This window comes from Frigoribacterium sp. R86507 (genome assembly GCF_044597695.1).
Lineage (GTDB): Bacteria > Actinomycetota > Actinomycetes > Actinomycetales > Microbacteriaceae > Frigoribacterium.
This window is the reverse complement of record NZ_CP139002.1, coordinates 2,528,361-2,544,594: the sequence shown is the minus strand read 5'-3', so window position 1 is coordinate 2,544,594 and position 16,234 is coordinate 2,528,361. Positions and strand designations below refer to the sequence as shown.

General features: G+C 70.7%; 14 protein-coding genes and 1 tRNA gene. 7 read left to right on the top strand and 8 right to left on the bottom strand.

What is annotated here, in order from left to right; translation table 11 throughout:
* Window positions 1–61 precede the first annotated feature (61 nt).
* Window positions 62–137, top strand: a tRNA-Glu gene (locus SJY14_RS11975).
* 130 nt (window positions 138–267) lie between these two features.
* Here the strand turns inward: SJY14_RS11975 and SJY14_RS11970 are convergent.
* The 7 genes from SJY14_RS11970 to SJY14_RS11940 form a co-directional block, all read right to left on the bottom strand.
* Window positions 268–1,251, bottom strand: coding sequence for a carbohydrate ABC transporter permease (locus SJY14_RS11970; RefSeq protein WP_054145644.1), 984 nt, complete (start codon window positions 1,249–1,251; stop codon window positions 268–270).
* Window positions 1,248–2,387 carry a carbohydrate ABC transporter permease gene (locus SJY14_RS11965; protein ID WP_054145643.1) on the bottom strand — a complete coding sequence of 380 codons (1,140 nt, stop codon included), beginning with the start codon at window positions 2,385–2,387 and terminating at the stop codon, window positions 1,248–1,250. The genes SJY14_RS11970 and SJY14_RS11965 overlap by 4 nt, the downstream gene beginning before the upstream one ends.
* A 128-nt stretch (window positions 2,388–2,515) precedes the next feature.
* Window positions 2,516–3,874: an ABC transporter substrate-binding protein gene (locus SJY14_RS11960; protein ID WP_396599023.1), complete on the bottom strand. Its 1,359-nt coding sequence runs from the start codon at window positions 3,872–3,874 to the stop codon at window positions 2,516–2,518.
* 95 nt (window positions 3,875–3,969) lie between these two features.
* Complete coding sequence (locus tag SJY14_RS11955; protein WP_396599022.1) at window positions 3,970–5,034, bottom strand: LacI family DNA-binding transcriptional regulator; 1,065 nt, start codon at window positions 5,032–5,034, stop codon at window positions 3,970–3,972.
* An 87-nt stretch (window positions 5,035–5,121) separates the two neighbouring features.
* Window positions 5,122–5,766 carry an alpha-ketoglutarate-dependent dioxygenase AlkB gene (locus tag SJY14_RS11950; RefSeq protein ID WP_396599021.1) on the bottom strand — a complete coding sequence of 215 codons (645 nt, stop codon included), beginning with the start codon at window positions 5,764–5,766 and terminating at the stop codon, window positions 5,122–5,124.
* Between the two features lie 55 nt (window positions 5,767–5,821).
* A complete protein-coding gene (locus SJY14_RS11945; RefSeq protein WP_396599020.1) occupies window positions 5,822–7,267 on the bottom strand; it encodes a hypothetical protein in 1,446 nt (481 codons plus the stop codon).
* Complete coding sequence (locus SJY14_RS11940; protein WP_396599019.1) at window positions 7,264–8,763, bottom strand: PQQ-binding-like beta-propeller repeat protein; 1,500 nt, start codon at window positions 8,761–8,763, stop codon at window positions 7,264–7,266. The genes SJY14_RS11945 and SJY14_RS11940 overlap by 4 nt, the downstream gene beginning before the upstream one ends.
* A gap of 218 nt (window positions 8,764–8,981) precedes the next feature.
* Here SJY14_RS11940 and leuC point away from each other — a divergent pair, with 218 nt between their 5' ends.
* The 6 genes from leuC (at window position 8,982) to SJY14_RS11910 (ending at window position 15,595) form a co-directional block, all read left to right on the top strand.
* Window positions 8,982–10,478 carry a 3-isopropylmalate dehydratase large subunit gene (gene leuC, locus SJY14_RS11935; protein ID WP_396600277.1) on the top strand — a complete coding sequence of 499 codons (1,497 nt, stop codon included), beginning with the start codon at window positions 8,982–8,984 and terminating at the stop codon, window positions 10,476–10,478.
* Window positions 10,478–11,074 carry a 3-isopropylmalate dehydratase small subunit gene (gene leuD / locus SJY14_RS11930; RefSeq protein ID WP_071254254.1) on the top strand — a complete coding sequence of 199 codons (597 nt, stop codon included), beginning with the start codon at window positions 10,478–10,480 and terminating at the stop codon, window positions 11,072–11,074. The genes leuC and leuD overlap by 1 nt, the downstream gene beginning before the upstream one ends.
* Window positions 11,075–12,442 (top strand): UDP-N-acetylglucosamine 1-carboxyvinyltransferase, encoded by a 1,368-nt coding sequence (murA, locus tag SJY14_RS11925; RefSeq protein WP_054145636.1) that lies wholly within the window; start codon window positions 11,075–11,077, stop codon window positions 12,440–12,442.
* A 7-nt stretch (window positions 12,443–12,449) separates the two neighbouring features.
* Window positions 12,450–13,232: a lysophospholipid acyltransferase family protein gene (locus tag SJY14_RS11920; protein ID WP_396599018.1), complete on the top strand. Its 783-nt coding sequence runs from the start codon at window positions 12,450–12,452 to the stop codon at window positions 13,230–13,232.
* A 73-nt stretch (window positions 13,233–13,305) separates the two neighbouring features.
* A complete protein-coding gene (locus tag SJY14_RS11915) occupies window positions 13,306–14,319 on the top strand; it encodes an NAD(P)H-dependent glycerol-3-phosphate dehydrogenase (protein WP_071254774.1) in 1,014 nt (337 codons plus the stop codon).
* Window positions 14,320–14,410: 91 nt separating this feature from the next.
* Entirely contained in the window at window positions 14,411–15,595 is a 1,185-nt protein-coding gene (locus tag SJY14_RS11910) for a D-alanine--D-alanine ligase family protein (RefSeq protein WP_083396105.1), read from the top strand.
* A gap of 45 nt (window positions 15,596–15,640) precedes the next feature.
* On the opposite strand, the gene SJY14_RS11905 is transcribed toward SJY14_RS11910, so the two are convergent.
* The gene (locus tag SJY14_RS11905) at window positions 15,641–16,210 is read right to left on the bottom strand and encodes a DUF3515 family protein (RefSeq protein WP_071254250.1); all 570 of its coding nucleotides are present in this window, start codon (window positions 16,208–16,210) and stop codon (window positions 15,641–15,643) included.
* Between the last annotated feature and the right edge of the window lie 24 nt (window positions 16,211–16,234).

The window sequence follows — 16,234 nt, the reverse complement described above, 5'->3', positions numbered from 1 at the left end:
GCCGGTGTCTCGATTTGTGACGGACTCGCGGGGTGTGGCATACTCGACGAGTTGCAAATACGGCCCCATCGTATAGCGGCCTAGTACGTCGCCCTCTCACGGCGGTAACACGGGTTCGAATCCCGTTGGGGTCACCACCAGCACCGACAAGAAACCGCCAGGCTCTCGCCTGGCGGTTTCTTCGTTTCTGGCCTCCGCATGAGACGACCCGACACGGCACGAGACCGCCGGGCTCTCGCCGGGCGGTCTCGTGTCCTGCGTGGTGGGTCAGCCCTTCGTGGCACCTGCCAGCAGGCCGCGCACGAAGAAGCGCTGCAGGGCGAAGAACACGATGAGCGGCACGATGATCGAGATGAACGCGCCGGCCGTCAGCAGCTCCCACGACTGGCCGTACGACCCCGAGAGGTCTTGCAGGGCCTTCGTGATCGGCAGTCCCTGACCGGACGTGAAGACGGTGGCCACGAGCAGGTCGTTCCAGACCCACAGGAACTGGAAGATGCCGAACGAGGCGATCGCCGGCATCGACAACGGCAGCACGATGCGGAAGAACACCTGCCCGTGACCGGCGCCGTCCATGCGGGCGGCCTCGATCACCTCGGCCGGGATCTCCGAGATGAAGTTGTGCAGCATGAAGATCGCCAGCGGCAGCGCGAAGATCGTGTGCGCGATCCAGACCTTCGCGAACGAGCCGTCGAGGCCGTTCACGCCGAGCCCCGGCAGGATGTACAAGCCACCGATGCGCAGGCCGTCCGAGAACAGGCGGAGCAACGGCACCAGTGCCATCTGGATCGGGACGATCTGCAGGGCGAAGACCAGCACGAACATCGTGTTGCGTCCCTTGAAGTCGATCCAGGCGAACGCGTACGCCGCGAGGCTCGCGATCGTGATCGGGATGAGCGCCGCCGGCAACGTGATCACCAGCGAGTTCAGGAACGCCTTGCCGAGCGTGAGGCTGTCGCCCGAGTTCAGGGCGTTCACGTAGTTGTCGAGCGTGAACCCCGGGTTGGCGAAGACGGTCCACCAGCCGGTGGTCTTGATGTCGTTCGCGGGGCGGAACGACGAGATGAACAGGCCGGCCGTGGGCAGGGTCCAGATCACGGCGATGATCAGCGCGGCGATGGTCGCGCCGCGGCTCGTCGAGCCCTTCTTCAGCTTGCCGCTCGAGTTCTCGATCTTCGCGACGCCGCGCTTCAGCTGGCTCTCGGTGCGCGGAGTGACGGCGACCCCGACCGGGGTGGGCGTGGCGGTCATCGGATCTCCCTCTGCTTCTGGATCTGACGGGCGTTGTAGATCACGATCGGCAGCACCAGCACGAACAGGATGACGGCCAGCGCCGAGCTGTAGCCGGTACGGCTGCCGAGCTGGAACTGCCGGACCATCTCGAACGCGAGGATCGTCGTGTCGTTGCGTCCGCCGGTCATGGCCGAGACGATGTCGTAGACCTTGAGCGACGCGATCGAGATCGTCGTGAGCACGACGATGATCGTCGTGCGGATGCCGGGGACGGTGATGTGCCGGAACGCCTGGAACCCGTTGGTGCCGTCGAGCGACGCCGCCTCGAGTTGTTCGGCGGGGACCCCCTTGATCGCGGCCGACAGCACCGTCATGGCGAACCCGGCCTGCGTCCAGATCAGCACGATCACGAGCAGGAGCGTGTTCCACGGTTCGAGCCCCAGCCAGTCGACCGGCTGACCGCCGAAGGCGACGAGGATGCCGTTGAGCAGACCGATCTGCTCGCCCTGGCGGATGTCGTAGAAGAACTTGAAGATGATCGAGGCGCCGACGAACGAGATGGCCATCGGCATGAACACGAGCAGCTTGAGGAATTTCTCTCCCCGGCTCTTGTCGATGAAGACGGCGTAGGCGAGACCGATCGCGGTCGCCGTGATCGGGGCGAGCAGCACCCAGATCAGCGTGTTGCCGAAGGCGGTGAGGCCGTCGGGGCTCGTGAACACCCAGACGAAGTTGTCGAGGCCGGCGAAGCCCGAGCCGTCGTTCTTCATGAAGGCCTGTCCGGCGGTCGTGATCGTCGGGTAGATGAGCCCGATGATCAGGAAGAAGACCGCGGGTGCCATGAAGGCGATCAACTGCAGCGAGTACCCGGCACCGCGCTTCGAGCGGTAGTCGAGCAGGAACAGGCCGCCGCCCAGGACGGCCGCGATGGCGGCGACCCAGATGACCGAGTTGTAGAGGCCGAACGCCAGCAGCACGACGACCGGGACGACCACGCAGACGGCCAGTCGGATGATCGTGTACTGCGGGCCTCGGCGGGGGGCGAACTCGACGAAGACGAGCACCACGGCCACGAGGGCGGTGAAGGCGACGAGGATCAAGGGGATCTGCGCCAGGGGCGGGATTCCCGCCAGCCACTGGAAGAAACTGGACATCTCTGTCCTTTCACGTTCGGGTCCGAGCAGGACGCGGCCGGTCGCCGTCACCCGGGGCGGCGAGCGGGGTGGCGAGCGGGCGCGGGGTCAGGGGCCACCGACGTGCGGTGGCCCCTGTGGCGCGGGTGTTACGAGGTGTAGCCGGCCTGGATCTCGTCGAGCACCGTGTCGGTGTCGGTGCCGTCGATCCAGTCGACCATGCCCTTCCAGAAGCTGTCGGAGCCGACCGACTTGGGCATCAGGTCGGAACCGTCGAAGCGGAAGGTGGTGTCGGTGCCCTGGAGGATCTCGACGGCGCCCTTGAGCAGGTCGCTGCCGGCGTTCTCGGGGTCGAGGCCCTTGTTCGCGGAGATGACGCCGCCGAGGGAGACGCGGCTGTTGGCCCAGTCGGCACTGGCGAGGTACGCCTGCACCTTGGCGGTGTCGTCGTCGTTCGAGAACGCGGCGACGAACTCACCACCACCGGTGACGGCTGCCGGGTCGTCCTCCTTCATCGGCGGGGTGAGGAAGGCCCAGACGTCGCCGTCCTCGGCGACCGTCGCCGGCTGACCGCTCGCGTTGTTCGCGGCCGTCAGGAAGCCCTCGAAGAACGAGGCCTGGTGGGTCAGGGCGCAGCTGCCGTTCGCCACGTTCGTCGCGACGTCGCCGAAGGCGGTCGAGTTGATCGATTTGACGTCGCCGTAGCCGGCGTTCACGAGATTCGGGTCGAGCAGGATGTCGCCCACCGAGTCGAAGGCGGCCTTGATCTCGGGGTCGGTGAACTTCGTGTCACCCGCGACCCACGAGTCGTAGGCGTCGGGACCGGCCTCGCGCAGGACGAGGTCCTCGACCCAGTCGGTGCCGGGCCAGCCCGAGGCCTCGCCCGAGTTGAAGCCGGCGCACCACGAGGGGCCGCCGGTCTTCTCCTGGATGGTTTTCGACAGGGCGACGAGCTCGTCATAGGTCTTGGGGACCTCGACACCCCACTCCTCGAACTTGGCGGGGGAGTACCAGACATAGCCCTTGACGCTGGCCATCAGGGGGGCACCGTACTGCTTGCCGTCGACCTGGCCGTACTTCTGCCAGTCCTCGGACCACCCCTCCTTGACGTTGGCCAGAGCGTCGGCGGGCAGTTCTTGCACCTTGCCGGACGCGACCGTGTCGGCCAGCAGGCCGGGCTGGGGGAAGATCGCCAGGTCGGGGGTGTCGCCACCCTGGACCTTGATGCCGATCTGCTTCTCGAACTCTTTGTCGCCCGTGTACTTGATCTCGATGTCGTTGGCTTTTTCCCAGTCGGCCCAGGACTGCTCGAGGAGCGTGGCCTCGTCGCCGTTGATGGTGCCGTAGACGTTGACGACGCCGTCGGCGGTTCCGACGTCACCGGCACCCGCGCCTCCGGCGTTCGGGTCGTTGGGGTCGGCCGTGCCGGAGCATCCGGCCAACAGGAAGCTCGACGCCGCCAGGATGGCCAGGGGGCCCGTGAAGCGGCGGTGCAGGGATGCTCGCATTGGTGTCTCCTCATTGAGTCGCAAGAGCGGACGGCCCGTGCTGTCGGGGTGATCGTCCGCCGCACGTCGTCGTCGACGCGCGTCGACGATGAGTGTCACACACTCGCAGGAGGCGCGCAACCGGGTCTGCTAGGTGGTCCGTTCGGGGGAGCGACGGCCGAGGTGCCCCGCACGACGAGACGTGGTGCCACGAGGACGTGGGGGGCGTCGTGGCGTCGACCCTCGATGCGGTCGACGAGGTCGTCGACCGCGGCGGCGGCGATGTCGGCGCCGGGCGGGTTGACGGTGGTGAGCGGGGGTGAGGTCATCTCGGCGGCCAGGTCGCCGATGCTCAGCGCGACCACCGTGAGGTCGTCCGGGATCGACCGGCCGGCCGCCGCCGCGGCCTGCACGAAGCCGGCGAGCGCCATCTCGTTGAAGGCGAGCACCGCCGTCGGCCTGGCTGCCGAGGCGACGAAGGCGTCGAAGGCCCGGCGGCCACCCGGGACGGAGTCGTCCGCCGCATGCGTCTCGAGCGTCAGGCCCCTCTCGCCGACGGGGCGGACCAGCGCCCTCGTCGTCCGGTCGAGCGGACCGGACCCGCGCTCGGGGGCCCGGATGCTCTGTCCGAGGAAGAACACGCGTCGGTGACCGAGGTCGGCGAGGTGGTCGACCGCCTGACGAGCCAGCGAGTCGTAGTCGGCGTCGACGAACCAGAGCCCTTCGACGTCGTCGGGGCGCCCGATGTTCGTGAACGGCAGGCGGGACCGCGACAGCACGGCGACGCGGTCGTCGCGCGCCGTGAGCTCCATCAGGATCACCCCGTCGACCAGGCCCTCGCTCACGAGGCTGCCGAGTCCTTCGACGTCGTCGATCGGGTTCGACCACAGCAGCAGGTGGTAGCCCCGGCGCCTCGCCCGGTCGGTGGCCGCCGCCACGTACTCGAACTCGGACGACGTGACTCCGCGGCGCCCGTACGGGTAGTGCAGGGCGAGTATCCCGCCCCGAGCACCGGCGAGCCCCCGGGCGAACGCGTTGGGCGTGTAGTTCAACTCGGCCATCGCCGCTTCGACGCGCCGGCGCGTGGCGGCCGAGATGGTCCGTCGCCCGCTGATGGCGTACGACACGGTGCTCGACGAGACGCCTGCCAGACGCGCCACGTCGTCACGGGTTGCCGGCATTCTCGTCCACCTCGTCGTCGATCGTGTGCACAGCATACGAGCGACGGCCTCAGGGTCCGCGCGGCGGAGGGGCTCGTCAGGGGTGCGTCAGGTGGGCCACACCGGTCGGAACTGCACGCTGATGCGGGGACCGACGGCCTTCTTGGTCTTCGCGATGGCGTGCTCGTGGGTCCGTTGGCAGCTGCCCCCCATGACGAGCAGGTCGCCGTGGCCGAGCGGGAACCGCCTGGTCGTGCCGGTGGATCGGGACCGGACCGCGAGCGTGCGCGGCGCCCCGAGCGAGAGGATGCCCACCATCGTGTCGCGGTCGATCGTGCGCCCGACGCTGTCGCCGTGCCAGGCGATGCTGTCGTCGCCCGTCCGGTAGAAGCACAGTCCCGCCCGGTCGAATCGCTGCTCGACGGGGGCGCCGCGCTCGTGCGCGTAGTAGTCGTTGAGGTCGTCCCGAGCCCGGGCCAGCACGGGGTCGGGCAGCGGGTCGCCCGCGCCGTAGGACGAGACCAGCCGCGGCACCTCGACCACCCGGTCGTACATCTGCCGTCGGTCGGCCCGCCACGGCACGTCGGTCACGAGACGCTCGAAGAGGGCGTCGGAACTCGACGCCCAGCCGGGGACGACGTCGAGCCAGGCGCCCTCGCCCAGGTCGAGGTGGTCGACGCACCCGACGAGCGGAGCGAGGTCGGGACCGTCCGACAGGCCGTCGAGCAGCGAGGCGGTGAAGGCGATGCTCATGCCGACATCCTACGTCGGATTCGAACACGTGTTCGAATGGGGGTCAGTGGTGGCGTCACCCACCGCCCGAGCCCGTCGGGACCGCCAGGCGCTCGGGCGAGACCAGCTCGCGGGCGACCCCGTCGACGTCCACGTCGACCAGGCGCCCCGCCCACGCGTAGACCTGGAGCTGCGCGGCGTGCTGCCAGAGGGTGCGCCCGCTCGAGAGGTCGAACGCCACGAGCGTCGACCGCCCGCCCGAGCTGCCGTACGCCAGCGCGTAGCCGACCGTCCGGCCGGCCGCCGCGAGGACGGCTCCGTCGGGCAGCGACACCCGGGCGCCGGCCGAGCCGGTGGACCCGTCGAGCGCGCGGACCACGACCGGGCCGGGGCCCGCGGCGGTCGCCGTCGCGAACAGGCGGTCGTCGGTCTGGCCGGGCAGGCCCTCGAGGGCGGACGAGCTCGACGCCGGGTCGGTCCACCGCACGTCTCCCGTCGCGAGGTCGAGGCACGTCACCGCCCGCGAGCGCACGTCGGTGACGGCGAGGCACGACCTCGTCACCGAGTAGCCGCCCCGGACGTCCCGGTCCGAGCTCCAGAGGCGCTCGCCGCCGGCGGTCAATGCGACGAAGCCCGCGTCCCCGCGTCCCGTGGCCGCGCCTCCTCGGGGGGCGTAGACGACGTCGTCGTGGACGACGTAGCCGATCAGCCGGTCGAGTCGGGCGCCCCAGGGGCGTTCGACGCCGGTGGCCAGGTCGACCTGGACCGAGCCGTCCGCTCGGGCCACGACGAGCCGGTCGCTCAGGGCGAGGGCGACGCCCGTGGTCGAGGCGGTCCCGCTCCACACCACCCGGTCGAGGTCACGCGCGTCGCGCAGGTCGTAGCGGTAGACGCCGCCGACGCCCTGCTGCCGGCCGGTGACCACCACGGCTCCGACGGTCTGGAACTGGTCCCCGTCACCGGCCGAGCCGGTCTCGACCACCTCGACGGGACGCCCGGTCTCGAGGGACAGCGTCGCCAGCACCTGCTCGCCGTCGACCGCCGCCCGGACGAGCACGAGTCCCGCCTCGGGCACCGCCGTCACGGACGACACGAGGGCGGGGCCGGTCAGGCCGAGCCCGTCGAGGTCGTCCGCGACGTCGTGCACCCAACGGAAGGCACCGCGGTCGACGTCGAGCGCGCCGATGCGCGTGCCGACTCCCTGGGTCGGGGTGGCGCAGTCGCCGTCGTTGGCGAAGCCGTAGGTCCAGGCCCCGGCGGCGCTCACGAGCGCGAGCCCCTGCTCGACGGGTGTGGCCCGGTAGCGGAGGCACTCGGCCGGGGCCTCGGGTGCGAGGGCGGCCCGCAGGTCGACCCGCCACCCGGTGGTGCCCGGTTCCTGCCGGAGGTCGTCGACCGTGACTCCCTGCCAGGGCGGGTCGGCGCCGTACTCGGGCTGCGTCGGCGCGACGAGCACCGTGGTCGCGAGTGCGGCCAGGACCACGGCGGCGTAGGCCACCGCGAGCCGGCGTCCCGGTCTCACGACGTCGCCCCGACGCGGGCGGTGTCGACGAGCCGTCGAGCGACCCCCTGCTCGTCGATCCGCACGAGATGACCGCCCCAGAACGCCACGGTGCCCGACGTCGAGGTCGCCCAGAGCGGTCGGCCGTCGTGCAGGTCGAGGGCCGCCACGTCCCGCCCCGACGAGCGACCGTCGTCCGTCTGCAGGTAGAGCACCGAGCGGCCCGCCGCCGCGAGGTCGTCGAGCAGTCCGACGGACGAGCTGAAGCGGGTGTGCCCGTCGGCGCCGTCGAGGGCGAGCAGGCGTGACCCACCCGATCGCTGCACGACGACGAACACGTCGGCCGCACGCTGACCCGGCACGGCCTCGACCGCGAACGGGGCGCCCAGGTCGGTCGTCCAGCGGACCGTGCCGTCGCGGGGGTCGAGGCACTCCGCCGCCGTGTCGCCTCCGGTGACGACGATCACGCAGGAAGGCGTGACCGCCAGGCGGCGTCCACCGGTCGGACGGCTCCAGACGGCCTCACCGTCGTCGTCGAGGGCCTCGACGGTGCCGTTCGCGCGGGTGCGCTCGATGCCGAAGGCGACGACGCGGCGCCCGTCGTCCGTCGTCACGGACGAGCCGACGGGCGGCACGGCGATCTCGTCCGGTGACGCCGCGAACGGTCGTTCCCGTCCCGTCGCGGCGTCGACGAACACGGTCTCGCCGCCCCGCGACACGAGGGCGCCGTCGTTCAGCAGCGCCGGCGAACTGCCCGAGTCGACCCCGCCCTCCCACACCGGGTCGGCGAGACGCGAGGCCTCCACGAGTTGGTACCGATCGCCCGACCCGGCGATGCCCGAGAACGTGCGCAGCTGCAGGGGGCCCCGCGAGTCGACGCTGACGCTGGGCAGGTCGCGCCGGCCGCGGGTCGACTCGACGAGCGAGCCGTCGCGCAGGTCGAGGGCGGCCAGCACGGTCGCCCCCGTGGTCTGGGTCTGCACCAGCACGCGACCGGCCGAGGGGACGACCTGCGTCGCGGGGATGCTCAGCGCGTCGGTGTCGGGGACGTCACGGGCCAGGTCGTGCACCCAGCGGACCCTCCCCGTGGCCGTCTCCACCAGCCCGATCAGGCTCGAGTCCGCCTCGGACGCGTACGAGCGGCAGGCCGGCGCGCCCAACGCGTCGCCGAAGTCCAGGTCGACCGAGGTGCCGACCGCCACGAGCCCGTCGACCGCCGGGGACGCCCAGAAGTTCAGGCACCGACGCGGGGCGTCCGGCGCGAGCGTGGCCGCCAGGTCGAGCGTCCAGCCGGTCGCGTCCGGCGACCGCCTGAGGTCGTCGACCGCGAGCCCCGTCCAGGGGCGGCCGTCCCCGTAGTGCGGAGCCACCGACACCGCCCCGGCGGCCACGAGCGTGGACGCCACGACCAGGGCGCCCAGCACGCCGACGAGGCGACGACCCGGGGAGGCGCGGTGCCAGCGACCGGCGACCCGCGCCTCCCAGTGGTGGTCGCGTGCGCGCTCGGGGTGGCTCATGGTCGGCCTCCTCGGCGAGCGTGCCCGTCGTCCGCCCGACGGGTGTCGTCATGCTATTCGGAGCCCTCGCCCCGGGCGCTCGCCGCAGCCCCCGGGGGCGCCGGGAATGGCCGTCGCCGGAGCACGGTTCACCCCGTGACCGTCGAGAGGCCCGCCGGAGACACTGGCGTAGACTCCACGGATCATCTCGACGTCGAAACAGGAGAAAGGGCGTGCCCGTGGGTAGGACGCTGGCCGAGAAAGTGTGGGACGACCACGTCGTCGTCAAGGGCGAAGACGGCGCCCCCGACCTTCTCTACATCGACCTCCACCTCGTGCACGAGGTCACCAGCCCCCAGGCGTTCGACGGACTGCGGCAGGCCGACCGGCCGCTGCGCCGTACCGACCTGACGATCGCGACCGAAGACCACAACACGCCGACCCTGGCGATCGACAAGCCGATCGCCGACCTCACCAGTCGCACGCAGATCGAGACGCTCCGCCGCAACACGGCCGAGTTCGGCGTCCGCCTCCACCCGCTCGGCGACGCCGAGCAGGGCATCGTGCACGTGGTCGGCCCGCAGCTCGGCCTGACCATGCCGGGCATCACCGTCGTCTGCGGCGACTCGCACACCTCGACCCACGGGGCCTTCGGGGCCATGGCGTTCGGCATCGGCACGAGCGAGGTCGAGCACGTCATGGCGACGCAGACGCTGCCGCTGAAGCCGTTCAAGACCATGGCGGTCACCGTCGAGGGCACGCTCCGCCCCGGCGTCACCGCGAAGGACATCATCCTCGCCGTCATCGCCCAGATCGGCACCGGCGGCGGGCAGGGCTACGTGCTCGAGTACCGCGGCGGCGCGATCCGCGCCCTCTCGATGGAGGGGCGCATGACGATCTGCAACATGTCCATCGAGGCAGGTGCCCGGGCGGGCATGGTCGCGCCCGACCAGACCACGTACGACTACCTGCAGGGTCGGCCGCACGCTCCGACGGGTGCCGACTGGGACGAAGCCGTCGCCTACTGGGACACCCTGCCGACCGACGACGACGCCGTGTTCGACGCCGAGATCTTCCTCGACGCCGACACGCTCGAGCCGTTCGTCACGTGGGGCACCAACCCGGGCCAGGGCGTGTCGCTCAGCGACTCCGTGCCCGACCCCGAGTCGGTCGTCGACCCCAACGAGAAGGCCGCGGCGACGCGTGCGCTCGAGTACATGGCCCTCGAGGCCGGCACGCCGATGAAGGCCATCCCGGTCGACGCCGTGTTCATGGGGTCGTGCACCAACAGTCGAATCGAAGATCTCCGTGCGTTCGCGTCGATCATCCGCGGCCGCACCAAGGCCGAGGGCGTGCGCGTCATGGTCGTGCCGGGGTCGGCTCGCGTCCGCCTCGAGGCCGAGGCCGAGGGGCTCGACCGGGTCTTCACCGACTTCGGCGCCGAGTGGCGCTTCGCCGGGTGCTCGATGTGCCTCGGCATGAACCCCGACCAGCTCGCACCGGGCGAGCGGTGTGCATCGACCTCGAACCGCAACTTCGAAGGTCGCCAGGGCAAGGGCGGTCGCACGCACCTCGTGTCGCCCCTCGTCGCCGCGGCCACCGCGGTGCGCGGGACCCTGTCCTCGCCGTGGGACCTCCAGGCCGACGACGACCACGCCGCGGCGGCCTCCGCCGACGTCCGGGCGACCGACGAACCCGTCCTCGCCGACGGCACCGATCGAGCAAGGGCCCTCTGATGCAGAAGTTCACCACCGTCACCGGTGTCGCCGCTCCGCTGAAGCGTTCGAACGTCGACACCGACCAGATCATCCCGGCGCAGTTCCTCAAGCGGGTCACCAAGACCGGCTTCGAGGACGCCCTGTTCTTCGGGTGGCGCAACGACCCCGAGTTCGTGCTGAACCGGCCAGAGTTCCAGGGCGCGCGCGTCCTCGTCGCCGGCCCCGACTTCGGCACCGGTTCGAGTCGTGAACACGCCGTGTGGGCGCTGCGCGACTTCGGCTTCGACGTCATCATCAGCTCGCGCTTCGGCGACATCTTCCGGGGCAACTCCGGCAAGCAGGGACTGCTCGCCGCAGCCGTCGCCGAGGACGACGTCGAGCGCATCTGGGCCGAGATCGATCGCCGGCCGGGCGTCGAGATCACGGTCGACCTCGTGGCGCAGACCGCCACGATCGGCAGCCTCACCGTCGGATTCGAAGTCGATGCCTACACTAAGTGGCGACTCCTCGAAGGCCTCGACGACATCGGCCTGACCCTCCGCGACGAAGCGGCCATCACAGAATTCGAATCCCGCCGCGCCGCCTGGCGCCCGAAGACATTGCCGGTGAAGTAAGTGAACTCTCTCGTCCAAGACGCAGCAGCAGCAGGTGCCCGTGTGGGGCTGACCTCCGATGAGATCGTCATCCGGGGTGGCAAACCGCTGATCGGTCGCATCGAGGTGCGTGGAGCCAAGAACCTGGCCACGAAGGCCATGGTCGCGGCCCTCCTGGGCGACACCCCCAGCATCCTGAAGGACGTCCCGGACATCAGCGACGTCAACGTCGTCCGCGGCCTGCTCTCGGTGCACGGCGTGCGCATCACCGACCCGGCTCGCGGCGAGATGATCCTCGACCCCTCCGCCGTCGAGTCCGCCCACTTCGCCGAGATCGACGCCCACGCCGGCTCGAGCCGCATCCCGATCCTCTTCTGCGGACCGCTGCTGCACCGCCTGGGCGAGGCGTTCATCCCCGACCTCGGCGGCTGCCGCATCGGCGACCGGCCCATCGACTTCCACCTCGACGCCCTGCGTGCCTTCGGTGCCGTCGTCGACAAGTCGTACAACGGCATCCACCTCACCGCGCCCAACGGCCTAACCGGCGCCAACATCGAGCTGCCCTACCCGAGCGTCGGCGCCACCGAGCAGGTGCTGCTGACCGCGGTGCTCGCCAAGGGCGTCACCGAACTGCGCAACGCCGCGATCGAGCCCGAGATCATGGACCTCATCGCCATCCTGCAGAAGATGGGCGCCGTCGTCTCGGTCGAGCCGAACCGCGTCATCTTCATCGAGGGCGTCGAGAAGCTCCGCGGCTACACGCACCGGGCGATCAACGACCGCAACGAGGCCGCGAGCTGGGCCTCGGCCGCACTCGCGACCAAGGGCGACATCTTCGTCGAGGGCGCCGACCAGAAAGACCTGATGACGTTCCTGAACGTCTTCCGCAAGGTCGGCGGCGACTTCGACGTCCACGAGGACGGCATCCGGTTCTTCCACCCCGGTGGCGAGCTCAAGCCGGTCGTCGTCGAGACCGACGTCCACCCCGGCTTCATGACCGACTGGCAGCAGCCGCTCATCGTCGCCCTCACCCAGGCACAGGGCACCTCGGTCGTCCACGAGACGGTCTACGAGAACCGCTTCCAGTTCACCGAGGCCCTCAACGACATGGGCGCCGACATCACGGTCCACAAAGACGGACTGCCCGACCACGACCGCCGTGTCGCACGTCGCGAGTTCGAGCAGGCCGCGGTCATCAACGGCCCGACGGCCCTGCACGGCGCCGACATCCGCGTGCCCGACCTGCGCGGCGGGTTCAGCCACCTCATCGCGGCGCTGACCGCCGAGGGCGAGTCGAAGATCAGCAACGTCGGCATCATCAGCCGCGGCTACGAGCACTTCATCGCGAAGCTGCGCAAGCTGGGTGCCGACTTCGACTTCAAGGGCTGATCGACCGGTGTCGACAGCCGACCCCGACGCCCCCGTCGTCCCGGTCCCGGCGCGCAGGCGTCGCAAGGAGAAAGGCGCGTTCTTCCGCGTCCTCGCGACACCTGCCGCGCCGCTCTTCGACCTGATGGCCCGGATCGACGTCGTCGACGGCGACAAGCTGCCGGCCGAGGGGTCCTTCGTTCTCACCCCGAACCACTACACGAACATCGACCCGGTGGTCGTCGGTCGTGTGATGTGGTCACTCGGTCGGGTGCCGCGCTTCCTCGCCAAGGCGTCCCTGTTCCGGGTGCCGGTGTTCGGCCGCATGATGCACGCCATGGGGCACATCCCCGTCGAGCGGGCGGGGCGCACCCACGACCACGACCCGCTGGCGGCCGGTCGCCTGCTCGTCGCCCGGGGCGGCGGCGTGATCGTCTACCCCGAGGGCACCCTCACCCGCGACCCCGACCTCTGGCCGATGAAGGGCAAGAGCGGCGCCGTCCGCCTCGCCCTCGCCGCCGGGGTCCCGCTCATCCCGATGGCGCATTGGGGCAGTCAGCACCTCATGGGCCGCTACTCGAGCCGCCTCCACGCCTTCCCGCGCAAGCGCATCACCGTCGTGATCGGCGATCCGGTCGACCTCTCGGCCTACCGCGATCGTCCGCTCGACCAGGCCTCCGTCACGGCCGCCACGGCCGCGGTGATGGACGCCGTCACCGAGCTCGTCGAACGGCTGCGAGCAGAGAAGGCCCCGGCCGAGCGGTGGAACCCCGCCAAGAACCATCAGAAGGAGACAGGCCGCTTTGAGTAGCTCCGAGTCACGCGAAGGCGCCATCGAGGCTCTCGGAGAAGGGGCGGTCACGACCGAGGCGATCTCGATCGTCATGCGCGACTCGATCCCGCGCCGGGTGGCCGTCCTGGGATCGGGCAGCTGGGGCACCACCTTCGCCAAGGTCCTCGCCGAGGGCGGCGCCGACGTCACCCTCTGGGCCCGTCGACCCGAGGTGGCCCGCGAGATCACCGAGAGCAAGCGCAACAGCGACTACCTGCCGGGCATCAACCTGCCCCGCACCCTCGTCGCGACCCCGTCGGTCGAGCAGGCCCTCTCGGGTGCCGAGCAGGTCTACCTGTCGGTCCCCAGCCAGACGTTGCGCGACAACCTGACCGCGATCCGCGGCATGGTCCCGTCCGGGGTGCCGGTCGTCAGCCTGATGAAGGGCGTCGAGAAGGCCACCGGATTGCGCATGAGCGAGGTGATCGAGGCCGAGCTCGGCATCGATCGCGACCTGATCGCCGTCGCGTCGGGGCCCAACCTCGCCCTCGAGATCGCGAAGCGGCAGCCCACGGCTGCCGTCGTGTCGTCGTACAGCCTCGACACGGCGACCCTGGTGGCGGCCACCGCCACCAACCCGTACTTCCGCTCGTTCGTGAACACCGACGTGATCGGGACCGAGTTCGGCGGCGTCCTCAAGAACCTGATCGCCGTCGCGATCGGCATCGTCGACGGCGTGGGGTACGGCGAGAACACGAAGGCGTCGATCATCACGCGCGGACTGGCCGAGATGACCGCGTTCGCCGTGTCGTTCGGGGCCAAGGCCGAGACCCTCGCCGGTCTCGCCGGGCTGGGCGACCTCATCGCCACCTGCGAGTCGCCGCTCTCGCGCAACAACACCGCGGGTCGGCTGCTCGGGCAGGGTTACGCCTTCGGCGACGTCGTGCGCCAGATGAACCAGACCGCCGAGGGGCTGGCCTCCGTCGCGCCGATCCTCGAACTCGCGCGGTCGCGCGGCGTCGACATGCCCATCGTCCAGCAGGTGGCCGAGGTGCTCGCCGGTACACTCGACCCGCGCAACATCGCCCCACACCTCACCGAGACGGACGAGCCCCAGGGCGAGTGACCGCAGGTCGTCCGTGCCGGGGGCATGCGACGTCCAGAGCCCGCTCACCGCGGGTCGGCCCGCGGGCCGTGACACCGACGAAAGGCCCTCCATGGCGAGCACCGAGCCCACCGCGACCACCCGCCTCGCCGCAGCCGACATCTCGTCGGTCGACATCTCGCCGGTCGGGGTCTCGGCCACCGAGACGGCCAAGACCGTCGTGGTCGTCCTCTTCGGTGGCCGCTCGAGCGAGCACTCGATCAGCTGCGCGACGGCCGGGGGAGTCCTCTCGGCGATCGACCGCACCCGCTACGACGTGGTGCCCGTGGGCATCACCGTCGACGGGGCGTTCACCCTCCAGCCCGACGACGCGGCGAGGTTCGCGCTCGACGCCGAGACGCTGCCGACCGTCGTCGACAACGGCACGCGCGTGCACTGGCCCGAGTCGTCCACCACCCGCGAGCTGACCGTCACCGAGCGCGACGGCACGACGCGCCTGCTGGGCGAGGTCGACGTGGTGTTCCCGATCCTGCACGGTCCGTTCGGCGAGGACGGCACGGTGCAGGGCCTGCTCGAACTGACCGGGCTGCCCTACGTCGGGGCGGGCGTGCTCGCCTCGTCGCTCGGCATGGACAAGCACTTCACGAAGACGGTGCTGCAGGCCGCCGGCGTGACCGTCGCCCCGTGGCGCACCGTCCGTCGTCGTGACTGGGACGCCGCGCCCGAGCGCGTGACCGCCGACGTCGAGCCGCTCGGCTACCCGATGTTCGTCAAGCCCGCCCGAGCCGGGTCGAGCGTGGGGGTGTCGCGCGTCGACGCGCCCGCCGACCTCGCCACGGCCATGGCCAAGGCCTTCGCCGAGGACCACAAGGTCCTCGTCGAGTCCGCGGTCGTCGGCCGCGAGATCGAGTGCGCAGTGCTCGGTGGACGCGACGGGGCGTCGCCCCGCACCTCGGTCGCGGGCGAGATCGTCCTCGCGAGCGACACCTTCTACGACTTCGAGTCGAAGTACCTCGGCGCCCCCGGGGCCGACCTGGTCTGCCCCGCCGACCTCTCCCCGGGCGACCTCGCCGAGATGCAGCGGCTCGCCGCGCTGGCCTTCGAGGCCATCGACGGCACGGGCCTGGCTCGCGTCGACTTCTTCCTGACCGACGACGGCTGGGTGATCAACGAGGTCAACACCATGCCCGGCTTCACGCCCATCTCGATGTTCCCCGCCTGCTGGCTCGCGAGCGGCCTCAGCTACCCCGAGCTGATCGACGAACTCATCGCCCTCGGCCTCGAGACCGAGCGCTGACCGAGCCCGAGGGCTGACGCAGCCTGTCCGCCCCCGCGACCGGCCCTACGGCGTCGGCGTGGGCGTCGTCGACGGGTCGTCGGCCGACCCGGCCGAGCCGGGCAGGTCGCCGGCTCCGACGCACTTCTTGCCGTCGTTCGGCAGGTAGCCGACCGCGTCGGCCAGGTCGCGCAGCACGTTGCCGCCGTTCGCCTTGGTGGTGTCGACGATCACCTGGACGCCGGGTTCGCGGCCGAACGTGGTGAGGATCGAGGTCTCGGCGTCGTCCGGGTCTTGATCGACGAGCCAGTCGACGCCCTGGATGTCGTAGCAGGGCAGGTCGGACACGGCGGGCGTCTCGACGCCGCAGTGCAGCAGCACGCTCGTCGGCGAACCCCAGGCGCCGGTCGCCTGGGCGTCGGTCTCGCGGCGGCCTTGCCCGTCGTCGACGACCTCGGGCAGGTGGACGGTGACCTGGGCGCAGGCCGGGTCGTTCGCCCCCGCGGCGGGCTGCATCGGGACGGCTTGCGAGCAGCCGACGAGCGTCGTCGCGAGACCGGCCCCGACGAGCACGAGTGCCGAGACGCGAAGACGGGGACGGAGGCGCGCGGCGAGGCGCGAGGACGGGTTCGACATCGCATCCAGGCTACCGTTCAGCAC

Excerpts from the sequence above, each read along its gene's own strand:
- SJY14_RS11960 (WP_396599023.1), bottom strand. The coding sequence starts at position 3,874 with ATGCGAGCATCCCTGCACCGCCGCTTCACGGGCCCCCTGGCCATCCTG.
- SJY14_RS11905 (WP_071254250.1), bottom strand. The coding sequence starts at position 16,210 with ATGTCGAACCCGTCCTCGCGCCTCGCCGCGCGCCTCCGTCCCCGTCTT.
- SJY14_RS11940 (WP_396599019.1), bottom strand. The coding sequence starts at position 8,763 with ATGAGCCACCCCGAGCGCGCACGCGACCACCACTGGGAGGCGCGGGTC.
- SJY14_RS11965 (WP_054145643.1), bottom strand. The coding sequence starts at position 2,387 with ATGTCCAGTTTCTTCCAGTGGCTGGCGGGAATCCCGCCCCTGGCGCAG.
- leuD (WP_071254254.1), top strand. The coding sequence starts at position 10,478 with ATGCAGAAGTTCACCACCGTCACCGGTGTCGCCGCTCCGCTGAAGCGT.
- SJY14_RS11915 (WP_071254774.1), top strand. The coding sequence starts at position 13,306 with ATGCGCGACTCGATCCCGCGCCGGGTGGCCGTCCTGGGATCGGGCAGC.
- SJY14_RS11970 (WP_054145644.1), bottom strand. The coding sequence starts at position 1,251 with ATGACCGCCACGCCCACCCCGGTCGGGGTCGCCGTCACTCCGCGCACC.
- SJY14_RS11955 (WP_396599022.1), bottom strand. The coding sequence starts at position 5,034 with ATGCCGGCAACCCGTGACGACGTGGCGCGTCTGGCAGGCGTCTCGTCG.
- SJY14_RS11910 (WP_083396105.1), top strand. The coding sequence starts at position 14,411 with ATGGCGAGCACCGAGCCCACCGCGACCACCCGCCTCGCCGCAGCCGAC.
- SJY14_RS11950 (WP_396599021.1), bottom strand. The coding sequence starts at position 5,766 with ATGAGCATCGCCTTCACCGCCTCGCTGCTCGACGGCCTGTCGGACGGT.